Genomic DNA, 20,236 nt, shown 5'->3' on the forward strand with positions numbered 1-20,236 from the left:
GTTCAGGCTTAAAAAAGTGTTCAGATTCAGATTTTAAGTAATCAGTTTATGTCAAAAAAAATCAGTTTCTTAGTATTCAGCTTCAAACTGATGACTAAAAAACTGACCACTGAAATACTAGAATTCAAGTTTCTTTTTACGAAGTTCGAAGTTTTGTCCCAGATACACTCTACGAACCATTTCGTCTTCTACTAATTCTTCTGGGATTCCTGCTTTTAGAATTCCTCCTTCAAACATTAGATATGTTTTATCAGTAATGGCTAAAGTTTCCTGAACGTTGTGATCGGTAATTAAGATTCCGATATTTTTATTTTTTAGCTGTGCTACAATTCTCTGAATATCTTCAACCGCAACAGGGTCAACGCCAGCGAAAGGCTCATCCAATAAAATAAACTTTGGATCGGTTGCCAATGCACGGGCAATTTCGGTACGACGACGCTCACCTCCCGAAAGTAAATCGCCTCGGTTGGTACGAATATGTTCTAAACTGAATTCTTCAATCAAACTTTCCATTTTGGCAATTTGGGCTTCTTTAGAAAGTTTTGTCAATTGTAAAACGCTCAGAATATTATCTTCAATACTTAATTTTCTAAAAACAGAAGCTTCCTGTGCTAAATAACCAATTCCTTGCTGTGCACGTTTGTACATTGGATAATCGGTAATATTCAAGTCGTCAAGAAAAATGTTTCCCTGATTTGGTTTTACCAATCCCACAATCATATAGAACGAAGTTGTTTTTCCTGCTCCATTTGGCCCCAAAAGTCCCACAATTTCTCCCTGATTTACCTCAACAGAAATTCCTTTTACAACACTACGTCCTTTATAAGTTTTGATTAAATTATCGGCTCTTAATTTCATTTTTAAAGTTTAATCGTTTAATCGATAAATCGTTTATTCGTTGCAAATTAACAAATAAACGATTCAACAGTTAAACGTATTAACAATTATTTATTTTCCAGCTTCTTCCAGCGCTTCCCAAAATTCGTAAGCTCTTCTTAAATGCGGAATTACGATTGTTCCTCCGACAAGAGTAGCAATTCCCATCGCTTCCATCATTTCTTCTTTAGAAACGCCTTCTTTATAACTCGTTTCCAAATGGTATTTTACACAGTCGTCGCATCTTAAAACTGTTGATGCAACTAATCCAAGAAGTTCCTTCGTTTTTACATCAAGAGCGCCTTCTGCGTAAGCATTAGTGTCAAGATTAAAAATTCGCTTTACAATTTTATTGTTGTCAGCAAGCAGTTTTTCGTTCATTTTAGAACGGTAGTCGTTAAATTCTTGAACTATATCAGACATTTTCTTTCATTTTATTTTTATAAACAACTTTCGAAATCCATATACTTAATTCGTATATGATTAACATCGGAATTGCAACAATAGTCTGACTCACAACGTCTGGAGGAGTTACAATTGCGGCGATAATCAAGATAATTACGACAGCATATTTCCAGTATTTTCTTAAGAAAGTAGGAGTTACTAATCCTAATTTGGTCAAGAAATAAATAGCAATTGGAAGTTCAAAAAAGATGGCACTTCCCAGAATACTTGTTTTTACCATTCCCATATAAGACTCAAGTGTAAACTGGTTTTTTACGACATCACTCACAGAGAAAGTGGCAACAAAGTTTACAGACATCGGAATCACCACAAAATACCCAAATAACACCCCTAAAAAGAAAAGTAAAGAAGAAACGAAGATGAATAATTTTGCATTTTTTCTTTCTTTCTCATAAAGCGCAGGACTGATAAATTTCCATATTTCCCATAAAATATAAGGGAAACTTAAGATAAAACCTGCCAGAAGACACATCCATACAAAAATATTGACCTGACCTTCCATTTCGGTATTCTGAATAATGAAATTCAGCTCCGTAATACAGATGCTGTCCGCAAATCCTAATGAATGGGATAAATCGCAGAACCAAACATAAGTAAAAAACGTTGGTCTAATTGGACCTAAAATAATCTGATCAAATAAATAATCACTAATAAAATAAGTAACAAATGCCATGATGCATGTTGCAAGTGTACTTCTAACCAATAACCATCTTAATTCTTCAAGATGATCCAAAAATGACATTTCGCCAAGATTTTTCTTTGCCATTATACTATTCCTTCTTTTAAAATGTCATGTAAATGTAATACGCCTTTGTATTCTCCATTATCCGCAACGATTAATTGTGTAATCGAAAAGTCTTCTAAAATGTTTAAAGCATCCACAGCCATAGTTTCAGACGAAACTATTTTTGGATTCTTAGACATAATATCTTTTGCTGTTAAATCTGCTATAGTATCTACGTCGTTTAGCATTCTTCGGATGTCTCCATCTGTAATAATTCCGATAATTTTATTGTCTTCAATTACAGCAGTAACTCCCAATCTCTTTTCAGAAATTTCGAAAATTGCTTTTTTGATTGAAGTATCCGGAGTAACAGCTGGTTTTAAGGAATGCTCTATCATGTCTTTTACACGAAGCAAAAGTTTTTTTCCTAAAGCACCTCCAGGATGATAAACCGCAAAATCTTCAGGTTTAAAATCTCGCATTTCCATTAAGCAAACTGCCAATGCATCACCCATAACAAGCTGTGCTGTTGTGCTGTTTGTTGGAGCTAAATTGATAGGACAGGCTTCGGTATTAACAGTTGTATTTAAAACGAAATCAGAACCTTTTGCCAGAAATGAAGTGGTATTTCCTGTAATAGCGATCAGGGTATTTCCAAATCGTTTTAATAACGGGACTAAAACCTTAATTTCAGGACTGTTTCCGCTTTTAGAAATACATATAATAATGTCTTCGTTTTGAATCATTCCTAAATCACCATGAATGGCCTCTGCGGCATGCAGAAACATTGATGGTGTTCCCGTAGAGTTAAAAGTAGCAACCATTTTTTGAGCAATGATGGCGCTTTTTCCGATTCCGGTAACGATTAGACGGCCTTTGGTTTCATAGATACGCTGAACTGCTTCGTAGAAATTTTCGTCCAGAAAATCAATTAGTTTTGTAATTGCTTCACTTTCAGAGAGTATTGTTTTTTTAGCTATCGCCAATATATTTTCTTTTGAGATCAAATCAGAATATTTAAAATTTGTATGTATAAAAGAAAGTTGTATCTTTATGTGTTGCAAATTTATACAAAATACAGTTAATATAGAGAATGAATTCAAACGAAATTGAAATACATAAAGAATTAAAGAAGTATTTCGGCTTTAGCCAATTTAAAGGCTTGCAGGAGCAAGTCATTACGAGTATTTTAGGTAAAACGAATACTTTCGTAATTATGCCAACCGGCGGTGGAAAGTCTCTTTGTTATCAATTACCCGCTTTAATTCAGGACGGAACGGCAATTGTTGTTTCTCCTCTGATTGCCTTGATGAAAAACCAGGTTGATGCCATTCGAAGTCTTTCGTCTGAAAATGGAATTGCACACGTATTAAATTCATCTCTTACCAAAACAGAAATTGCTCAGGTTAAAAAAGATATTACTTCTGGATTAACTAAGCTTTTGTATGTAGCCCCGGAATCTTTAACTAAAGAAGAATATGTCTCTTTCCTGCAAAGTGTGCCTATTTCTTTTGTTGCAATCGATGAAGCCCACTGTATTTCAGAATGGGGTCATGATTTTAGACCTGAATATCGAAATCTGAGACATATTATCAAGCAATTGGGTAAAGTGCCAATTATTGGACTTACTGCAACGGCAACCCCAAAAGTTCAGGAAGATATCCTGAAAAACCTTGATATGTCTGATGCCAACACTTTTAAAGCATCATTCAACAGACCGAACTTGTATTATGAAGTTCGTACAAAAACTAAAAATATTGAATCGGATATTATTCGATTTATCAAACAGCATAAAGGCAAATCCGGAATTATTTACTGCTTAAGCCGTAAAAAAGTAGAATCGATTGCCGAAGTTTTACAAGTAAACGGAATCAGCGCTGTTCCTTATCACGCAGGATTGGATGCTAAAACCCGCGCCAAACATCAGGATATGTTTTTGATGGAAGATGTAGATGTCGTTGTAGCAACAATCGCTTTCGGAATGGGAATTGATAAACCGGACGTTCGTTTTGTAATTCATCATGATATTCCTAAATCGTTAGAGAGTTACTATCAGGAAACAGGTCGTGCAGGCCGTGACGGAGGAGAAGGGCATTGTTTAGCTTATTACTCTTATAAGGATGTAGAAAAGTTAGAGAAATTCATGTCCGGAAAACCAGTTGCGGAGCAGGAAATTGGTTTTGCGCTTTTACAAGAGGTTGTGGCTTACGCCGAAACTTCAATGTCACGCCGAAAATTCCTTCTTCATTATTTTGGAGAAGAATTTGACAGCGAAACTGGTGAAGGAGCCGATATGGATGACAACGTTCGTAATCCAAAACATAAGGTGGAAGCGAAAGAACAAGTGGTTAAATTGCTTGAAATTGTTCGCGACACCAAACACATTTACAAGTCAAAAGAAATTGTGTTTACTTTAATTGGCCGTATAAATGCGGTTATTAAAGCACACAAAACCGATACACAGCCTTATTTTGGTTCAGGTTCAGATCATGACGAAAAATACTGGATGGCGTTATTGAGACAGGTTTTGGTAACGGGACTATTGTCAAAAGACATTGAAACTTATGGAGTGATTAAAATTACTCAGGAAGGTTTAGATTTTATCAAAAATCCATCTTCGTTCATGATGTCTGAAGATCATGAATATACTGAAGCTGACGATGAAACTATTGTGACTGGAGGTAAATCTTCCGGGACAGCCGATGAAGTTCTGACAGGAATGCTTCGCGAGCTTCGTAAAAAAGTCGCTAAAAAATTGGGAGTTCCTCCATTCGTTGTTTTTCAGGATCCTTCTCTTGAAGATATGGCTTTAAAATATCCAATAACCATACAGGAATTATATAATATTCACGGTGTTGGAGAAGGAAAAGCTAAAAAATACGGAAGTGAATTCGTGGCTTTAATTGCTCGTTATGTTGAGGATAATGATATTATTCGTCCAGACGATTTAGTTGTAAAATCTACAGGAGTCAATTCTGCCAATAAATTATATATCATTCAGAATATCGACCGAAAATTACCATTGAACGACATTGCTTCTGCAAAAGGTCTTACTATGGATGCTTTAATTAAAGAAATGGAGCAAATCGTATATTCTGGAACCAAATTGAATATCAAATATTGGATTGATGATATGCTTGATGATGATCAGCAGGAAGAAATTCACGATTACTTCATGGAATCAGAATCGGATAAAATCGAAGACGCGTTAAAAGAATTTGATGGCGATTACGATATTGATGAATTGCGTTTAATGCGAATTAAATTTATTAGTGAAGTAGCTAATTAAAAAAGTATTCAGTCGCAGTTAGCAGTCTCAGTAAACTGCGACTTGAATTTAGTCTCAGTATAAAACTGTAAACTGTGACTGTAAACTTAAAACTACTCGTAGAGTTCCCCTCGATGAGGTTTCAAAGCATCTCTTACCTGAATCATATTTTCGTCGGTAACCACCATAAAAGCGGTGGCATGCATATCGTTTATGATGGTGAATCCCGTAATATTTAAAGGTAGTTTTTCAATTACAATATATTCTTTCAGATGGATTTCATGATGTTCAGCAGTCTTAGCTGAAGCGGGTCCGCGGAAATCCCAAATTAGTTTTATTTTTCTAGACATTTTTTTCTAAGGTGCAAAGGTTCAAAGTAGCAAAGATACAAAGTCTTTCTTAAAGGGTCTAAGATTCTGAGAAACTAAGGGTCTGAGTTTTTTTCTGTAGGGACGCACTGCAGTGCGTCTAAGCTACTCATAAGAGAATCTTTTTAATCCAAATAATCTGTGGCTGAAAAAAAAGTAAAGATTTTAGGAAGAAGAAATTTGTTGCATAATTAATAGCAAAGTGAGCTAAGTTTTTTTTAGTATGGTTTTCGAAAAACACAAAGTTCGCAAAGCTTTGTGTCGATGTAGTTTTGCGAACTTTGTGTTTTCTATGCGTAAAGGAAAATTAAATCTTAGCGTACTTTGCGGTTAATTACATAAAGTCAGTTCAAAATAGTACTTTTGCATCTTCTTTTCATAGAAAGAAAAGCTAATAGAATAAATACAAAACAATGCCTAAAGAACTTTTACTTCAAGTTACACCCGAAATTGCTGCAAATGAATCATTGCTAAAAGACCATTTGTCTAAGCAGATTAAAGTTTCTGTTCAAGAAATTCAGCATGTTTCTATTTTAAAACGCTCTATTGATGCACGTCAGAAAGCGATTAAAATCAACTTGAAAGTGGTTATTTATTTGAAAGGCGAACCTTTTCAGGAAACGAAAATTGAATTTCCAAAATATAAAGACGTCTCAAACGCACAAGAAGTAATTGTAGTCGGTGCTGGTCCAGCGGGACTTTTTGCTGCTTTACAATTGGTTGAATTAGGCTTAAAGCCAATTGTACTCGAAAGAGGAAAAGACGTTCGCGGACGTCGACGCGATTTAAAAGCAATAAATAGAGAACATATCGTTAATGAAGATTCGAATTATTGTTTTGGAGAAGGTGGAGCAGGGACTTATTCTGACGGTAAGCTATACACACGTTCTAAAAAACGTGGTGATGTAACTCGAATTTTAGAACTTTTAGTGGCTTTTGGAGCTTCAGAAGATATTTTGGTTGAAGCACATCCGCATATAGGAACCAATAAATTACCTAAAATTATCGAAGATATCCGTGAAAAAATTAGAGAATTTGGCGGACAGGTTTTATTTGAAACTCGTGTCGATGATATTTTAGTAAAAAATAATGAAGTCGAAGGAATTGTAACGCAAAACGGAGATAAAATTCATGCGAATAAATTAATTCTGGCAACGGGACATTCGGCGCGTGATATTTTTGAATTATTAGATAAAAAGAAAATTTTAATAGAAGCAAAACCTTTTGCTTTAGGAGTTCGTGCAGAACATGCACAGGAACTTATTGATAGTATTCAGTATAGCTGTGATTATCGCGGAGAACATTTACCTCCTGCGCCTTACTCAATTGTAAAGCAGGTTAACGGACGCGGAATGTACTCTTTCTGTATGTGTCCGGGTGGTGTAATTGCACCTTGCGCTACAAGTCCGGGCGAAGTGGTTACAAACGGCTGGTCGCCATCTAAACGTGACCAATCTACAGCCAATTCAGGAATTGTAGTCGAATTGAAATTGGAAGATTTCAAACCTTTTGCAAAATTTGGTGCTTTGGCCGGAATGGAATTTCAAAAAAGTATCGAGCAAAAAGCATGGCATTTGGCTGGGGAAACCCAAAAAGTTCCCGCACAGCGAATGATTGATTTTACAAAAAGCAAAGTTTCGGCAGATATTCCAAAAACCTCTTATGTTCCAGGAACAACTTCAGTAGAATTGGGACAGGTTTTTCCGGGTTTTCTAACTCAGATTATGCGTCAAGGATTTCAGGATTTTGGAAAATCAATGAAAGGTTATTTAACCAACGAGGCGATTTTACATGCGCCCGAAAGTAGAACTTCATCGCCGGTTAGAATTCCGCGTGATCCTATGACTTTAGAACATTTGCAAATCAAAGGATTATACCCTTGCGGAGAAGGTGCAGGTTATGCTGGTGGAATCATTTCTGCGGCCATTGATGGTGAAAAATGTGCCTTGATGATCGCGGAGTCCTTGAAATAATTGACCTCAACATTTTTCATGTAGTAAAAAGATTGTTATCTTAGTGGTTTGATTCTAATAGAAATTGCCCCAAAGATGACAGTACAAGAAATAGAAACAAAATACGGATTCGAATTCCCACCTCTATACAAACAGTTGGCTGCCGATGGCATGCTTGATGTTGGAGAGTACGGTCCAAATTGGTTTACAGAAGTTTATCCAACCTTAAAAGATAATCCGCCTTTGCTTTTGCATTCTTACGATTTTGAATCTCTTAATTTAAAATCGGTTGCCGAGGAAATAGAGGAACTTAGAGATCCTGAAGATTATCGAAATATAAATCCTGAATTTAAATTTATTCCGTTTGCAAAAAGTGGCGGTGGAGATCATTATTGTTTTTTTCTAAACGAAGAAGAAAATGGTGAGGTGCCAATTGTTTTTGTATGGCACGATTCTAATGAAGTCAATTATCTAGCTAAAAACCTTCAGGATTTTATTTTTAAAGTTTTATTGATCGATATGTCACAACAGGATTTGTATAATGAACTGAGTGACGAAGAATTTAGAAATGACTTAGAATCGGTTTTTAAATCTCATAAAAAGTATCTAACAGAGCGTCAGAACGAGATTCTGGAATCTATTTTAAAGCGAGAAATTATCGATTACGAAATTAATGTTTCTCCAAAAATAGTAGAGACAGCAAGAGGTCTGTTGACAGATCATGAATTAGAATCCATCGTTAATGAAGTGATTCCTTTTGATAAAATGAACAAAAGTTTTAAATATTCGAACGAATAAAGCCTTTCATGAAAAATTTCTTTGCTAATATATTTAATAGAAATAACGATCCACAATCCATAATTTCTTTTGATGTTATAAATCCGATTTACAATTGTTTATATAATGAGTCGAATAGTCTGGAATTTAAGGTAAAGGGAATGCAGGATTCCATTTTTGTTAATTTATATTCTATTCCGTATTCATTAGATCATGAAGAGGGAAGAGCAGAAGTTAAAAAAGCAGGATTTAATAATGCTTATGAGGTTTTAAATGAACTTTATAAAAAACTGAATATTGGAACTTTAACGGAAGAAATGATTCAGGAAGGATTAGAGTATGATTTTATTCATATTCAGTTTTATTCTCAGCCGAGTCAGGAAATGAAGAAACACTTTAAGCGTGTTATCAATAACTTCATGATTTTCTTTTGTTGTACCAATAGTTTAGAGATAAACGATATTAGAATTTTATATTCCGGCAGTCATTTTTTAGATTATACAAAAGGATTATTAGACTCTGATTTTCTTGATTTTAACGCGCCTAAAAATGAAACTCAGGAAATTGGTATCAAAGATTTTAAATTGGTTTTACAGGGAATCTGTGAATATTTAAATCTTGAAATTCCTAAAACAGTAGAACTTCCTTCTTCTGAAAGTGTATTATTTGATGAAAATGCTACTATCAATGATTTTAAAGAGTTTATTAATCTGGTTTCGAGAGGCACTATTGAAGAAGAGGAACTTAATGAATATGCTGAAAATCTTTTTGAAAACTTCAATGATGATACCAAAGAAGATTATGAAAGCACAGAAGAACATTTTGCTTTTTTTGAAAGTATTGATGCCTGGAACAGCGACTGGAAGTTTGATCCTGAAGATGCAGAATACTTCATTTCTGAAATGCTTGGCGAAGATTTCAAATTCGATTATCCCGAAGAAACCTACAGCCACGATTTGTTTCCTTATATTCAGTCAGAGTTAGCAAAATCCAATCTGGAATTATTGACTTATGAGACTTTTGGTGATAATTATCTGTTTTTTATAGCCAATAAAGATGAAGTGGAAAGAATTCTAGAATTGTCTGAATTGACAAAGATTGAAATTAACCAGCTATAAATTAATTTAATCGGTTTAGTTTGTCCTCCTGAGGAACGAAGGATCATACGCGAAACTCCGTACAGTATGTCGCCAATCCTTGTAGAGTTACTAGTGTGATCCTTCGTTCCTCAGGATGACAAAATAAAGAGAGTTGTGTTACGGTATCAAAATTATTTTCCCTGTGCTTTTTCTGCTTTCCAGAAAATCATGTGCCTGTTTCCCTTCTGACAATTTGAAAGAAGTCGGTTCTGAAAGTTTGATTTTTCCTTCGATAATCCAATGAAATAACTGACTTGCTCTCTTGATTCTTTCTTCTTTAGAATTTAAATAACTCCATAAATCGCCTCCGGTTAAGGTTTTGGAACCATCCATTAACATTCTTGGATCAACTGGTGCTGGATCTCCACCCGCCATTCCGAAGAAAACGACTTGTCCGCATTCTTTGGTAACTTCAAAACTTTCCATTAAAGTGCTTCCAATGCTGTCATAAACGACATCTACGCCACTTGGTAAAACTTTGAAAATTTTAGATTTCCAATCTTCATTATAAAGAAAAACATGATCAGCGCCTTGTTCAAATGCGATTCTTGCTTTATCGGCAGATGAGGTTAAACCAATAACAGTCGCACCCAAAAGTTTGCTGATTTGTGTTAGAATTTGTCCAACTCCACCAGCAACGGCGTGAATTAAAACGGTTTCACCTTTTGTTGTTTTATGGCTGTCAGTTGTTAAATAATGAGCCGTTAAACCTTGTAATAAAACCGATGCTGCAGTTTCAAATGAAATATTTTCAGGTAATGGTAAAACGTGATTTACATTAACGGCAACCAATTCTGCATTGGCAAAAGGAACATCGGCAAAAGCCACACGATCACCAATTTTATATTCCGAATGATTATTCGCATCAACGACAATTCCGGCACCTTCGTAACCGGCAATAAATGGCGGATTTCCTTTTAAATGATAATTTCCTTTTCTGCGGTAAACATCTGCAAAATTTAATCCGATGGCCTTCATTTCAACCAAAATCTCGTCGTTTTTCAATTGCGGATTTGGAATTTCTATATATTCTAAAACATCTGAATCTCCAAAAGTAGAGAAGGTAAGTGCTTTCATTTTTTAAATTGTTTAAGAATACAAAGTAAGGGAAAAAACATTCTTAGATTGAAAGGTTTTTTTAGCCACAGATTAAAATGATTAGAAGGATTTAAAAAAAAATTAATCTGTGGAAATCCTTTTAATCTGTGGCAAAAAATAAACTAAATCTTAGGAAACTTCATCTCGTTAAAAGCGCTTTTTTGTTTAGCTAAAGCTTCTACATCCTGCCATTTTCTTGGAGATTCTGCAGAAAGGTTTTCGTATGAATCTTTTGTTATTAAAATATCATCTTCGATACGAACACCAATATTCCACCATTTCTTATCACATTTACTGTTTGCCGGAATGTAAATTCCCGGTTCAACGGTGAAAATCATGTTTTCTTTTAAAATACTCATGTAATTTCCTTTATCATGAACATCTAAACCAAGAAAATGAGAACAGCCATGCGGATAATAAATTCGGACATCTTTTGGATCTGTGATAATTCCCAGCTTGATTAACCCGGCCGCAATTATTTCTTTCGATTTTTTATTTAAATCCTGAAAAGGAGTTCCTGCTTTACAAATCTTGAAAACTTCTTCCTGTGCTTCGTATACAAGTTGATATATTGCTTTTTGTTCTTCGCTAAATTTTCCGTTTGCCGGAACTGTTCTGGTCACATCGGCAGAATAACCGTGATATTCAGAACCAACATCCATTAGTAATAATTGATTGTCTATTTTAGTCGCATTGTTTTCTCCATAATGTAAAATGCAGCCATTTGCACCAGCGCCAACGATTGGTGGATAACCTTCGTCTTCGGCTCCATAATGTTTGTGAATATATCTGTGGATTCCGTCTGCTTCATTTTCGCTCATATCAGGACCAACGGCTTTCATTACTTCGTTGTGCGCAATGCAGGAAAGTTTAACCGATTTTCGCATTAAATCTAATTCTTCTGGAGTTTTTATTTCTCTTAAAGAATTCGTGATATTGTTAAATAGTAATGCAGGAGCTTCGTCATCAACTTTAATTGTAGCTTTAGATTTGAAAGATTCAATTAAACCAAAAAGATCAAAACCTGATTTGTTTTTTCCAAGATCTGTTGGAATTTTGTCATAGATAATTTTATCAAATTTTTTGAAATCTATTGAAAAAGCATTAAAATCTTTTCCGTTATAAACTGTTGTAAAACCTAATTTCGATTTTGCTCCTTCAATGCCTAAACGTCTTCCTGTCCAGGTTTCCTGAGCAGCGTTTCTTTCTCTAACAAAAAGGACTTCAGTATATTTTTCGTCTCCCTGAGGTTCTTTAAAAAGTAATAAAACGGCATCTGGTTCTTTGTAGCCCGTTAAATAATACAGATCAGGATTTGCATGGTAAGTATAATTAATGTCTTTTGAAAACACTCTTTCCGGGTAAGAGAAAACTACTGCAACTGAATTGGAAGGCATTAAGTTTCTAAAAGCTTCGCGACGGCCTTGGTGAAATTCTTTTGTGAGATAATCTGTTGGAAGGTTTTCTTGCGATTGAGCAAGTGTAGTCGTTAATGCTAATACAAACAAAAATAAAATTTGCTTCATTTTTCTGGCTTTTGATTGATGATTTTGATTTTGTGATTGATGCAAAATACAAAAAAATAATGTCTCTTGTTTTATTTTAAACATTTGACTCATAAAACTTTAAATGATTTGTAGTAACTTAGAGATAAAAAAAAACAGTTTGTGCCAAAAATAAAACTTCAATAAACTTGTAACTGGGCACGGATATTGAGAAAAGCAATGTTTATAGATCAATTTTAATCTTCAAAAACAAATTATAATAATCTTTAAAAGAACATTTTTATGAAAAAATACACACTCGCAGTCGTTTCAGTTTTAACTTTATTATTGACTTCATGTATGGCAACAAAAGACAAAAGTGCAGGAAACTTATTTGATACAACCTGGGAATTAGAATATATTTCCGGGCCAAGAATTGCTTTCAATGGCTTGTATCCGAATAAAAAACCACAGCTTACTTTTGATCAAAAAGAAACAAGGGTTTTTGGTAATAATGGATGTAATGGTTATAGTGCTCCGTATACTTTAAAAGGGAAATCTTTGACTTTTGGAGAAGCTGGCCCAACAACCATGATGTATTGTGATGGTGGAGGAGAACAAGAGTTTATGAAACAAATAAAACAAATAACAAGTTATTCTATTGATAAAGACGGAAAACTGAATTTAATCAACGGAGATATTCCAGTAATGCGATTCAAAAAAGTAGCAAAACAATAATATAACTTTATGATAAGAAAAGGGAAATGAATCACTTTCATTTCCCTTTTTTATGCTTAATGTTTTTTAAGTTTATCTTTAAAAACCTTTTCAAACTTTTCCAGTTTTGGCTGAATCACCATTTTGCAATACGGCTGATTTTTATTGTTTGCATAATAATTTTGATGGTAATCTTCGGCTTTGTAAAACACTTTAAAAGGTTCTACTTTGGTTACAATCGGTGTTTTATAAACTTTTGCTTTATTCAAATCGGCAATAATGCTTTCGGCTGCTTTTTTCTGTTCGGCATTTTTATAGAAAATCACTGAACGATATTGTGTTCCCACATCTGCTCCCTGACGATTTAAAGTTGTTGGATCATGAACGGTAAAAAAGACTTTGAAAATTTCATTAATATCGGTCACCGTTTTGTCATAAGTAATTTGAACGACTTCGGCATGGCCAGTTTCTCCGGTACAAACTTCTTCGTAAGTAGGATTGGCCACATTTCCGCCGGAAAATCCCGAAACAACCGATTTTACTCCGTTTAAATCTTCGTAAACTGCTTCAACGCACCAATAACATCCTCCGCCAAGTGTAATGGTTTCCAGATTAGATGCTTTTTTGGTTTGTGAAATTCCCTTTAGCGAAAGCGCTAAAAAACATATTAAAAGTATATTTTTCATAGTAAATTATTTAGAATCAGGAATAAAATCAAGAGCAATCGAGTTCATGCAGTAGCGCTTTCCGGTTGGTTCAGGCCCATCGTCAAAAATATGACCTAAATGTCCGCCGCAACGCCCGCAGAGTGTTTCTATTCTTTCCATTCCAATAGAATTATCTTCTTTAAAAACAATGCTTTTTTTACTGTCCTGCTCAAAGAAACTTGGCCAGCCACAACTGCTAGAGAACTTCGCAGTAGATCTAAAAAGTTTATTTCCGCAAGAAGCACAATAATAAGTTCCTTTTTCATCGGTATTCCAATATTTCCCTGTAAAAGGTCTTTCAGTGTCGGCTTCACGCATTACAGCGTAAACATCTTCCGGAAGCACTTTTTTCCATTCGGCATCCGTCACATTTAGTTTTGTAGTGTCTGTATTAGAATAATAAGGATTGCCGGGTTTTTCGATGACATTTTTCATAGAAGTCGGTTTGATGTATTTTTTATTGTTTTGTCCGCACGCCTGTAAAATAAAAAGTGGCAGTAAAAAACAAAGACTGAGAAATTGGGTTTTAGATTTCATAAACAAATAGTGGATTTTGTATTAAATCAGTATTCTTTAGGATTTTGAATTTATCAATCAAAGATACGCTGAGATTCATCCCGAAACACTGACTTTAAAATAATTGAGATTTTTTTAAGTGTGTTTTAACTTTTTATTAGTTACGTAAATAAAGACAATCTAGTTTTTATGTCTTAATTTTAACAGCTTTTAATTTTTAACGCGATTTATAATATTGTAAATCAGAAAAATAGAAAATGAGTTAAGATTTGATATTTTGACAATTAAAATAAGGATTTTTAAGCCATTTCTTTTTTCGTATTTTTGTTTGCTTAAGAAGCCTTATGACAGAAGAAAACGTAATATTAGTTAATCAAAACGATGAGCAGATTGGCTTAATGCCAAAATTAGAAGCACATGAAAAAGCGCTTTTGCACCGTGCATTTTCAGTTTTTGTTTTAAATGAACAAAACGAAATAATGTTACAACAGCGTGCGCATCAAAAATATCATTCTCCTTTGTTGTGGACTAACACTTGCTGTAGTCATCAGCGAGAAGGTGAAACCAATATCGAAGCGGGAAGCAGAAGATTGTTTGAAGAAATGGGATTTAAAACAGATTTGAAAGAACTGTTTCATTTTATTTACAAAGCACCTTTTGATAACGGATTGACAGAGCATGAATTGGATCATGTGATGATTGGATATTACAATGAAGATCCAAATATCAATATTGAAGAAGTCGAAGACTGGAAGTGGATGAAGATTGAAGATGTAAAAGCAGATATAGAAAAACAGCCCGAAATATATACGGTTTGGTTTAAAATAATTTTCGATGAATTTTATCATTATTTAGAAGATCATAAACTTTAATCCAAACGAACCAAAAACCTAGAATGAGAGTAACCATATCAAGAAAAGCGCATTTTAATGCTGCACATCGACTACATCGAAAAGATTGGTCATTTGAAAAAAACGATGCTGTTTTTGGCAAATGCAACAATCCTAATTTCCATGGTCATAATTATGGTTTAACAGTAAGTGTTACAGGAAAAATTGACCCAGAAACTGGTTTTGTTTTAGATGTGAAAGTATTAGCGGATATTATACGAGAAGAAGTAGAAATTCCGTTTGATCACAAAAATCTAAATCTGGATGTCCCGGAATTTTTAGATTTAAATCCAACTGCAGAAAATATTGCTGTTGTGATATGGAATAAAATTAGAAAAAGAATTCATGTCGACTTTGATTTAGAAGTCGTGCTGAATGAAACGGACCGCAATTTTGTAACTTATAAAGGAGAATAAAAAATGTCATTAAAAATAGGAGATATTGTTCCGAATTTTACTGCGAAAGACAATAACGGAGAAACTTTTGAAAGCCAAAGCGTTTTAGGAAGAAAACCATTGGTGATTTATTTTTATCCAAAAGATAATACACCTGGCTGTACAACAGAAGCCTGCAGTTTTCGGGATCAATATGAAGATTTTAAAGATTTGGGAGCTGAGGTAATCGGGATTAGCAGTGATAGTGTAAAGTCACATCACAAATTTGCTGCTAAACATCAATTACCTTTTATTTTGCTTTCAGACCGCGATAAAAGATTAAGAAAGCTTTTTGGTGTCCGAAATAATTTATTTGGACTTCTTCCGGGGCGTGTTACTTACATTATTGATAAGAACGGCTTGGTGATTTCAATATTTGACAGTGTAAATGCTGCTAAACATATACCGAAAGCCTTAGAAACTATTAAAGAATTAGTATCATAAATAACACACAACAAAATTAATTAAACAAATATATTAGCCTAAAAACATGAGTCAAAACTTATACCCTTTGCAATTTGAACCGATTTTGAAAGAAAGAATCTGGGGAGGAGAAAAACTAAAAACAATTCTGAATAAACCAATCGTGTCTAAAATTACCGGTGAAAGCTGGGAATTATCTACTGTAGAAGGAGATGTAAGTGTGGTAGCAAACGGAGATCTAAAAGGGAAATCTTTGATGGAACTTATTGATGAAACTCCGGATGCTGTTTTAGGAACTAAAGTTTACGAGCGTTTCGGAAAACAATTCCCGCTACTTTTTAAATACCTTGACGCCAGAGAAGATCTTTCTATTCAGGTTCATCCAAACGATAAATTAGCTAAAGAACGTCACAATTCTTTCGGAAAAACAGAAATGTGGTATGTAATGCAAGCAGATGCAGATGCAAGAATTATTGTAGGTTTTAAAGAAGATTCTAGTAAAGAAGAATATTTAAAACACTTAAATGACAATACTTTGGTTTCAATCTTAGATGATGTGAAAGCAAAATCTGGAGATGTTTTCTTTTTAGAAACAGGAACAGTTCATGCAATTGGAGCTGGTCTGGTTGTTGCCGAAATTCAACAGACTTCTGATATTACATACAGATTGTACGATTTTGATCGTGTAGATGCTCAGGGAAATAAAAGAGAACTACATGTAGATTTAGCACTTGATGCGATTAACTACAATAAAGTAGATACGCAGAAGAAATACGAGTCTAAAGTAAATACATCAAATACAGTTGTAGATTGTCCTTATTTTACCACTAATTTCCTTCCATTAGAGAATAGATTGGAAGTTTCTAAGACTGGAGAAACTTTTACGGTATACATGTGTATCGAAGGAGATTTTGAAATTGAATATAACGGTTTTAAAAATTCGTATAAAAAAGGAGATACCGTTTTGGTTCCTGCTGAGATTAATGCATTTAATTTGACTGGAAATGCTTCAATTTTAGAAATTTACATTTCTTAACACATATTTTAAAGATAATATGTACTTTTGCAAACGCAAATTAAAATTATAAATAAAAATGGCAAACGTTAAAAATTTAAAGAAAGACATCAACTTCGTATTAGGAGATATTATTGAGGCAGTTTACTTGTTTGAGATGTCAACAACAGGAAATCCGACTCCGGAAACGAATGCTTTGATCGATGAAGCTATTGCTGCATTCGATACTTTGATTACAAAAGTGAACGCAAAAAACGTTGAAAATAAAAAAGCACACTTCAAGCAAATTAATATTGAATTAGAACAAACTGCTAATCAATTGGTTGAAAAAATCAACGCACTATAAGCAAAAAAAAGTGTAAAAAAGTGCAAAATTATTTTGGGAAATTGAAAAACCGCTTTATATTTGCACCCGTAATGAGGCCGATGTAGCTCAGCTGGCTAGAGCAGCTGATTTGTAATCAGCAGGTCGTGGGTTCGAGTCCCTCTATCGGCTCAAAAAACGGAAACCATCACAGAAATGTGATGGTTTTTTAAATTATAGAGAGAGGTGTGATTTTTTTTTGTAATATTAAAAAACATTTATATCTTTGCACTCGCAAAATAGGCCGATGTAGCTCAGCTGGCTAGAGCAGCTGATTTGTAATCAGCAGGTCGTGGGTTCGAGTCCCTCTATCGGCTCAAAAACCATCACAGAAATGTGGTGGTTTTTTTTTTTTTTGCTCGAATTCCAATCAAAAAAATCCAAATTCCAAGTTTGAGGTTTCAAATAGATCATCATTAAAAAGGATCAATAAAAACCTGTGGATTGAAAAAATAACGCAAAGAGCGCTAAGATTTACGCAAACTGCATCAAGATATTTTTTAAGAATGCAAAGTTCACAAAGCTTATAATTGAGAAAGCTTTGTGATTTTTTTGCTTAATTCTAATTTTAGATTCATAATAAATATAGCCCGTGGTTTCAACCACGGGAACATAATGTATAAGAATGTATCCCTTGATTGAAAAAATTCCAAGTTAGGTTTGGAATTTGGATTTTTTTTGATTAGAATTTCTATTTAAGAATGTTTTTCCTATGTTTGTTAGATAACCTAAAAAAACTTTAACTAATGGAAGAAGCATCTGCATTTGAAAAATTTGAATTACAGCTGGATACCACAGCAAAAGATTTTATTAAAGAAATAGCAAAATGGGCTTATTTTTTGTCTATTATTGGTTTTATAGGAATTGGGCTTTTGCTTATAATTGCAGTTTTTGCAGGTACTATATTTTCTGCAATGGGGTCAATGCCGGGAATGGGGGCTTACGGAGGTTCTTTTGGAGCGGCAATGGGAGCGGTTTATTTTTTAATGGCTGCTTTTTACTTCTTTCCGGTTTATTATTTATTTAAATTTAGTTCAAATGCAAAAAAAGCATTTAGAGATAATGATTCAGAAGCTCTAACATCTTCATTGGGGTATTTGAAATCGCATTATAAATTTATAGGTATTCTTATGATTGTTTTATTGGCTGTATATGCTTTTGTATTCTTATTTGCAATTCTCGGAGGTTTAATGGCAAGATAAATCTCCAGATGATATATAATAAAAAAGCCCTGAAATTTCAGGGCTTTTTTATTTTGGGTAATTAGAGGGAAAATTATTCTGCTTTTTGCGTTTGTTCCTGCTTTTTCAATTCGTCAACATATTTTGTTAGTTTCTTTCCGTAAAATGATTTGGCTACTTTTGGAGTCATTGATTTCTGAATTGTGTCTAAAAACTTTAAATTGATGTCATAAATCTCGGCTAACGCAATATATGGTGAAACTTCATAGTCTTTGTTGTTTAGAGCAAAGTTTGTAGCATACAGGTATTTTCTTTTGATATTAGATTCTTGCAATTTGGTGATGCTGTCTACCGCTTTTTGATCTTGTCTTTTTAGTGCTTTAAAACGAGGTTCTACCAATGAAAGATTTTCGTCAACAAAACGACCGTTTATTTTTGCATACTGCTCATACAATTCCTGATTTTTGGATCCTGTGATTTTTGCGCCTGCAATATAATTATCCAGATTAGTATCAATATTGATGTTTCCAGGTTCTGCAAAGAATAAAATGTTATTATCCAATGAATTGGTTACACCACGATCTAAAAATAAGTATAATACTTGTGGTGAGTCCAATGTAATATTGCTTTCAAACGCTGAGTTCCCGTCTATTTTGATACTGTCAATAGCAATAAGAGAAGTGTCGACAATCTTTTGGATATATAGCGTTCCGTTTTTCAATCCTTTAATGTTTCCGGTAATATGTACATTACCAGTAGTTTCTTTTTTGCTGCATGATGCCAGCAGGGCAAGCGTAACAAAAGCAATAAATGTTTTTTTCATTGGTGGTTTATTAGATTTGGGTGCAAAATAAAGAAAATAGTTTAAAAGTAATGGGCAAGCAGTTTTATTTTTGTAAAAAAAATAAATCCCAATCTATTTCTAAATTGGGATTTAAAGTATAGTGCGAAAAGACTTTACATCTTTAAATTGAATGAAGCGCCGTTTTCATGGGTGTAAGTATAAAATTCGTCACAATCATTGTTTCCATAATCTACTACACCGTTTAAAATTCCTCCCTGGATTTTTAACTGGCCTTTAGAGATAAATGTGCAAGAGTATTTTTTGATTAAAGGCTCTTTGACTGTCAAAGTAAGTGTTGTGCCGGTTGATGTTGTTACTGTGTGTGTGCCTTCGGTTACTTCATAAACATTGTCAGATAATACGTAAGGCGTCTCAACTCCTGCAGTTTGCTTTGTGGTATAAGTTCCTGAATTGGTATAAACTCCTCCTTGCAAATCTGTTAATTTGCCATTGGTTACTTTTCGGGTCCATTCTGGTACAGTAGCAACAGTTGTAGTGTTAGTGTATTCTATAGTGCCTTCAAGTTTTATATTGTTAATAGAGTAGTCTGTTCTTTTAATTGTCATTTTGCTTCCGGTTGTAGTAATTGGGCCGGAAAGAGTAACTTCTAATTTTCCTTTTCTTGTTAAGTTATTGTCGTCTTTACAGCCAGACCCAAAATCGATTAAAAATACTTTAGGATATTCTCCTCCTGTTGGTGTGGTTATAGTGATTGTAGCGCAGATTCCAACAACGGTTTCAGTTGTTTTTGCTGTAGCCGTTGAGGTTGCAACTGCTAAACCGGTATTAATATCCATTTCGTTAGAGGTGTCAATTGCGATTGATGCACCAATACTTGTTAAATCTGTCGAGGCTGTGCCTTCATTGCTGTCATTTGAGCAGGAAAACAATAAAAGCGCTGCTGCACAGATAGTTGTTAGTAATATAGCGTTTTTTTTCATGATGGTTTTAGTGTTTTGTGTTAGATAAAAAGGCAATCAAATTTAGTGAAAAA

The 20,236-nt window shown here is 34.1% G+C and carries 22 protein-coding genes and 2 tRNA genes; 13 read left to right on the forward strand and 11 right to left on the reverse strand.

The genetic code is table 11. From position 1 onward, the window contains the following. Nucleotides 1-117 precede the first annotated feature (117 nt). From lptB to ACFS3A_RS06125, 4 genes are all read right to left on the reverse strand, one after another. A complete protein-coding gene (gene lptB / locus ACFS3A_RS06110; protein WP_177212107.1) occupies nucleotides 118-858 on the reverse strand; it encodes an LPS export ABC transporter ATP-binding protein in 741 nt (246 codons plus the stop codon). A 90-nt stretch (nucleotides 859-948) separates the two neighbouring features. Further along, nucleotides 949-1,299: a carboxymuconolactone decarboxylase family protein gene (locus ACFS3A_RS06115; RefSeq protein ID WP_091496500.1), complete on the reverse strand. Its 351-nt coding sequence runs from the start codon at nucleotides 1,297-1,299 to the stop codon at nucleotides 949-951. After that, complete coding sequence (tatC, locus tag ACFS3A_RS06120) at nucleotides 1,292-2,107, reverse strand: twin-arginine translocase subunit TatC (RefSeq protein WP_379824538.1); 816 nt, start codon at nucleotides 2,105-2,107, stop codon at nucleotides 1,292-1,294. Before tatC ends, ACFS3A_RS06115 begins: the two co-directional genes overlap by 8 nt. After that, nucleotides 2,107-3,072 carry a KpsF/GutQ family sugar-phosphate isomerase gene (locus ACFS3A_RS06125; protein ID WP_179007818.1) on the reverse strand — a complete coding sequence of 322 codons (966 nt, stop codon included), beginning with the start codon at nucleotides 3,070-3,072 and terminating at the stop codon, nucleotides 2,107-2,109. The genes tatC and ACFS3A_RS06125 overlap by 1 nt, the downstream gene beginning before the upstream one ends. Nucleotides 3,073-3,158: 86 nt before the next feature. Between ACFS3A_RS06125 and recQ the strand changes: the two genes are divergently transcribed. After that, nucleotides 3,159-5,354: a DNA helicase RecQ gene (gene recQ, locus ACFS3A_RS06130; RefSeq protein WP_109190573.1), complete on the forward strand. Its 2,196-nt coding sequence runs from the start codon at nucleotides 3,159-3,161 to the stop codon at nucleotides 5,352-5,354. 92 nt (nucleotides 5,355-5,446) lie between these two features. Here the strand turns inward: recQ and ACFS3A_RS06135 are convergent, their stop codons facing one another. Then, nucleotides 5,447-5,683: a hypothetical protein gene (locus tag ACFS3A_RS06135; RefSeq protein ID WP_379824539.1), complete on the reverse strand. Its 237-nt coding sequence runs from the start codon at nucleotides 5,681-5,683 to the stop codon at nucleotides 5,447-5,449. A gap of 431 nt (nucleotides 5,684-6,114) precedes the next feature. Here ACFS3A_RS06135 and ACFS3A_RS06140 point away from each other — a divergent pair, with 431 nt between their 5' ends. From ACFS3A_RS06140 to ACFS3A_RS06150, 3 genes are all read left to right on the forward strand, one after another. After that, nucleotides 6,115-7,674, forward strand: coding sequence for an NAD(P)/FAD-dependent oxidoreductase (locus ACFS3A_RS06140; protein ID WP_379824540.1), 1,560 nt, complete (start codon nucleotides 6,115-6,117; stop codon nucleotides 7,672-7,674). 75 nt (nucleotides 7,675-7,749) lie between these two features. Continuing rightward, nucleotides 7,750-8,451, forward strand: a complete 702-nt coding sequence (locus ACFS3A_RS06145) for an SMI1/KNR4 family protein (RefSeq protein ID WP_379824541.1) — start codon at nucleotides 7,750-7,752, stop codon at nucleotides 8,449-8,451. 8 nt (nucleotides 8,452-8,459) lie between these two features. Continuing rightward, nucleotides 8,460-9,548, forward strand: a complete 1,089-nt coding sequence (locus ACFS3A_RS06150; RefSeq protein WP_379824542.1) for a DUF6630 family protein — start codon at nucleotides 8,460-8,462, stop codon at nucleotides 9,546-9,548. Between the two features lie 138 nt (nucleotides 9,549-9,686). On the opposite strand, the gene ACFS3A_RS06155 is transcribed toward ACFS3A_RS06150, so the two are convergent. Together ACFS3A_RS06155 and ACFS3A_RS06160 are read right to left on the reverse strand one after the other, a co-directional pair. Further along, nucleotides 9,687-10,646, reverse strand: coding sequence for a quinone oxidoreductase family protein (locus ACFS3A_RS06155; protein WP_379824543.1), 960 nt, complete (start codon nucleotides 10,644-10,646; stop codon nucleotides 9,687-9,689). A gap of 143 nt (nucleotides 10,647-10,789) precedes the next feature. Further along, nucleotides 10,790-12,193 (reverse strand): aminopeptidase P N-terminal domain-containing protein, encoded by a 1,404-nt coding sequence (locus tag ACFS3A_RS06160; protein WP_379824544.1) that lies wholly within the window; start codon nucleotides 12,191-12,193, stop codon nucleotides 10,790-10,792. A gap of 261 nt (nucleotides 12,194-12,454) precedes the next feature. Here ACFS3A_RS06160 and ACFS3A_RS06165 point away from each other — a divergent pair, with 261 nt between their 5' ends. Then, nucleotides 12,455-12,889, forward strand: coding sequence for an META domain-containing protein (locus tag ACFS3A_RS06165; RefSeq protein ID WP_379824546.1), 435 nt, complete (start codon nucleotides 12,455-12,457; stop codon nucleotides 12,887-12,889). 56 nt (nucleotides 12,890-12,945) lie between these two features. On the opposite strand, the gene msrA is transcribed toward ACFS3A_RS06165, so the two are convergent. Both msrA and msrB read right to left on the reverse strand, forming a co-directional pair. Further along, nucleotides 12,946-13,554, reverse strand: coding sequence for a peptide-methionine (S)-S-oxide reductase MsrA (gene msrA / locus ACFS3A_RS06170; protein ID WP_379824547.1), 609 nt, complete (start codon nucleotides 13,552-13,554; stop codon nucleotides 12,946-12,948). A 6-nt stretch (nucleotides 13,555-13,560) separates the two neighbouring features. Next, nucleotides 13,561-14,112 carry a peptide-methionine (R)-S-oxide reductase MsrB gene (gene msrB, locus ACFS3A_RS06175; protein ID WP_379824548.1) on the reverse strand — a complete coding sequence of 184 codons (552 nt, stop codon included), beginning with the start codon at nucleotides 14,110-14,112 and terminating at the stop codon, nucleotides 13,561-13,563. A gap of 323 nt (nucleotides 14,113-14,435) precedes the next feature. On the opposite strand from msrB, the gene idi reads away from it, so the two are divergent. From idi to ACFS3A_RS06215, 8 genes are all read left to right on the forward strand, one after another. After that, a complete protein-coding gene (idi, locus tag ACFS3A_RS06180; protein ID WP_379824549.1) occupies nucleotides 14,436-14,963 on the forward strand; it encodes an isopentenyl-diphosphate Delta-isomerase in 528 nt (175 codons plus the stop codon). Nucleotides 14,964-14,986: 23 nt separating this feature from the next. Further along, nucleotides 14,987-15,397 carry a 6-carboxytetrahydropterin synthase gene (locus ACFS3A_RS06185; protein WP_379824550.1) on the forward strand — a complete coding sequence of 137 codons (411 nt, stop codon included), beginning with the start codon at nucleotides 14,987-14,989 and terminating at the stop codon, nucleotides 15,395-15,397. A 3-nt stretch (nucleotides 15,398-15,400) separates the two neighbouring features. Beyond that, the gene (locus tag ACFS3A_RS06190; RefSeq protein ID WP_091496459.1) at nucleotides 15,401-15,859 is read left to right on the forward strand and encodes a peroxiredoxin; all 459 of its coding nucleotides are present in this window, start codon (nucleotides 15,401-15,403) and stop codon (nucleotides 15,857-15,859) included. Nucleotides 15,860-15,905: 46 nt separating this feature from the next. Beyond that, nucleotides 15,906-16,874 (forward strand): type I phosphomannose isomerase catalytic subunit, encoded by a 969-nt coding sequence (locus tag ACFS3A_RS06195; RefSeq protein ID WP_379824551.1) that lies wholly within the window; start codon nucleotides 15,906-15,908, stop codon nucleotides 16,872-16,874. A 58-nt stretch (nucleotides 16,875-16,932) separates the two neighbouring features. Further along, a complete protein-coding gene (locus tag ACFS3A_RS06200; protein ID WP_091496454.1) occupies nucleotides 16,933-17,199 on the forward strand; it encodes a hypothetical protein in 267 nt (88 codons plus the stop codon). Nucleotides 17,200-17,275: 76 nt separating this feature from the next. Continuing rightward, a tRNA-Thr gene (locus tag ACFS3A_RS06205) sits at nucleotides 17,276-17,349 on the forward strand. A 111-nt stretch (nucleotides 17,350-17,460) separates the two neighbouring features. Then, a tRNA-Thr gene (locus ACFS3A_RS06210) sits at nucleotides 17,461-17,534 on the forward strand. A 429-nt stretch (nucleotides 17,535-17,963) separates the two neighbouring features. Next, complete coding sequence (locus tag ACFS3A_RS06215) at nucleotides 17,964-18,419, forward strand: hypothetical protein (RefSeq protein WP_379824553.1); 456 nt, start codon at nucleotides 17,964-17,966, stop codon at nucleotides 18,417-18,419. Between the two features lie 73 nt (nucleotides 18,420-18,492). On the opposite strand, the gene ACFS3A_RS06220 is transcribed toward ACFS3A_RS06215, so the two are convergent. Both ACFS3A_RS06220 and ACFS3A_RS06225 read right to left on the reverse strand, forming a co-directional pair. Beyond that, the gene (locus ACFS3A_RS06220; RefSeq protein ID WP_379824554.1) at nucleotides 18,493-19,221 is read right to left on the reverse strand and encodes a DUF4369 domain-containing protein; all 729 of its coding nucleotides are present in this window, start codon (nucleotides 19,219-19,221) and stop codon (nucleotides 18,493-18,495) included. Between the two features lie 134 nt (nucleotides 19,222-19,355). Next, entirely contained in the window at nucleotides 19,356-20,183 is an 828-nt protein-coding gene (locus ACFS3A_RS06225) for a hypothetical protein (RefSeq protein WP_379824555.1), read from the reverse strand. Between the last annotated feature and the right edge of the window lie 53 nt (nucleotides 20,184-20,236).

The organism is Flavobacterium notoginsengisoli (assembly GCF_042686225.1).
GTDB classification, from domain to species: domain Bacteria; phylum Bacteroidota; class Bacteroidia; order Flavobacteriales; family Flavobacteriaceae; genus Flavobacterium; species Flavobacterium notoginsengisoli.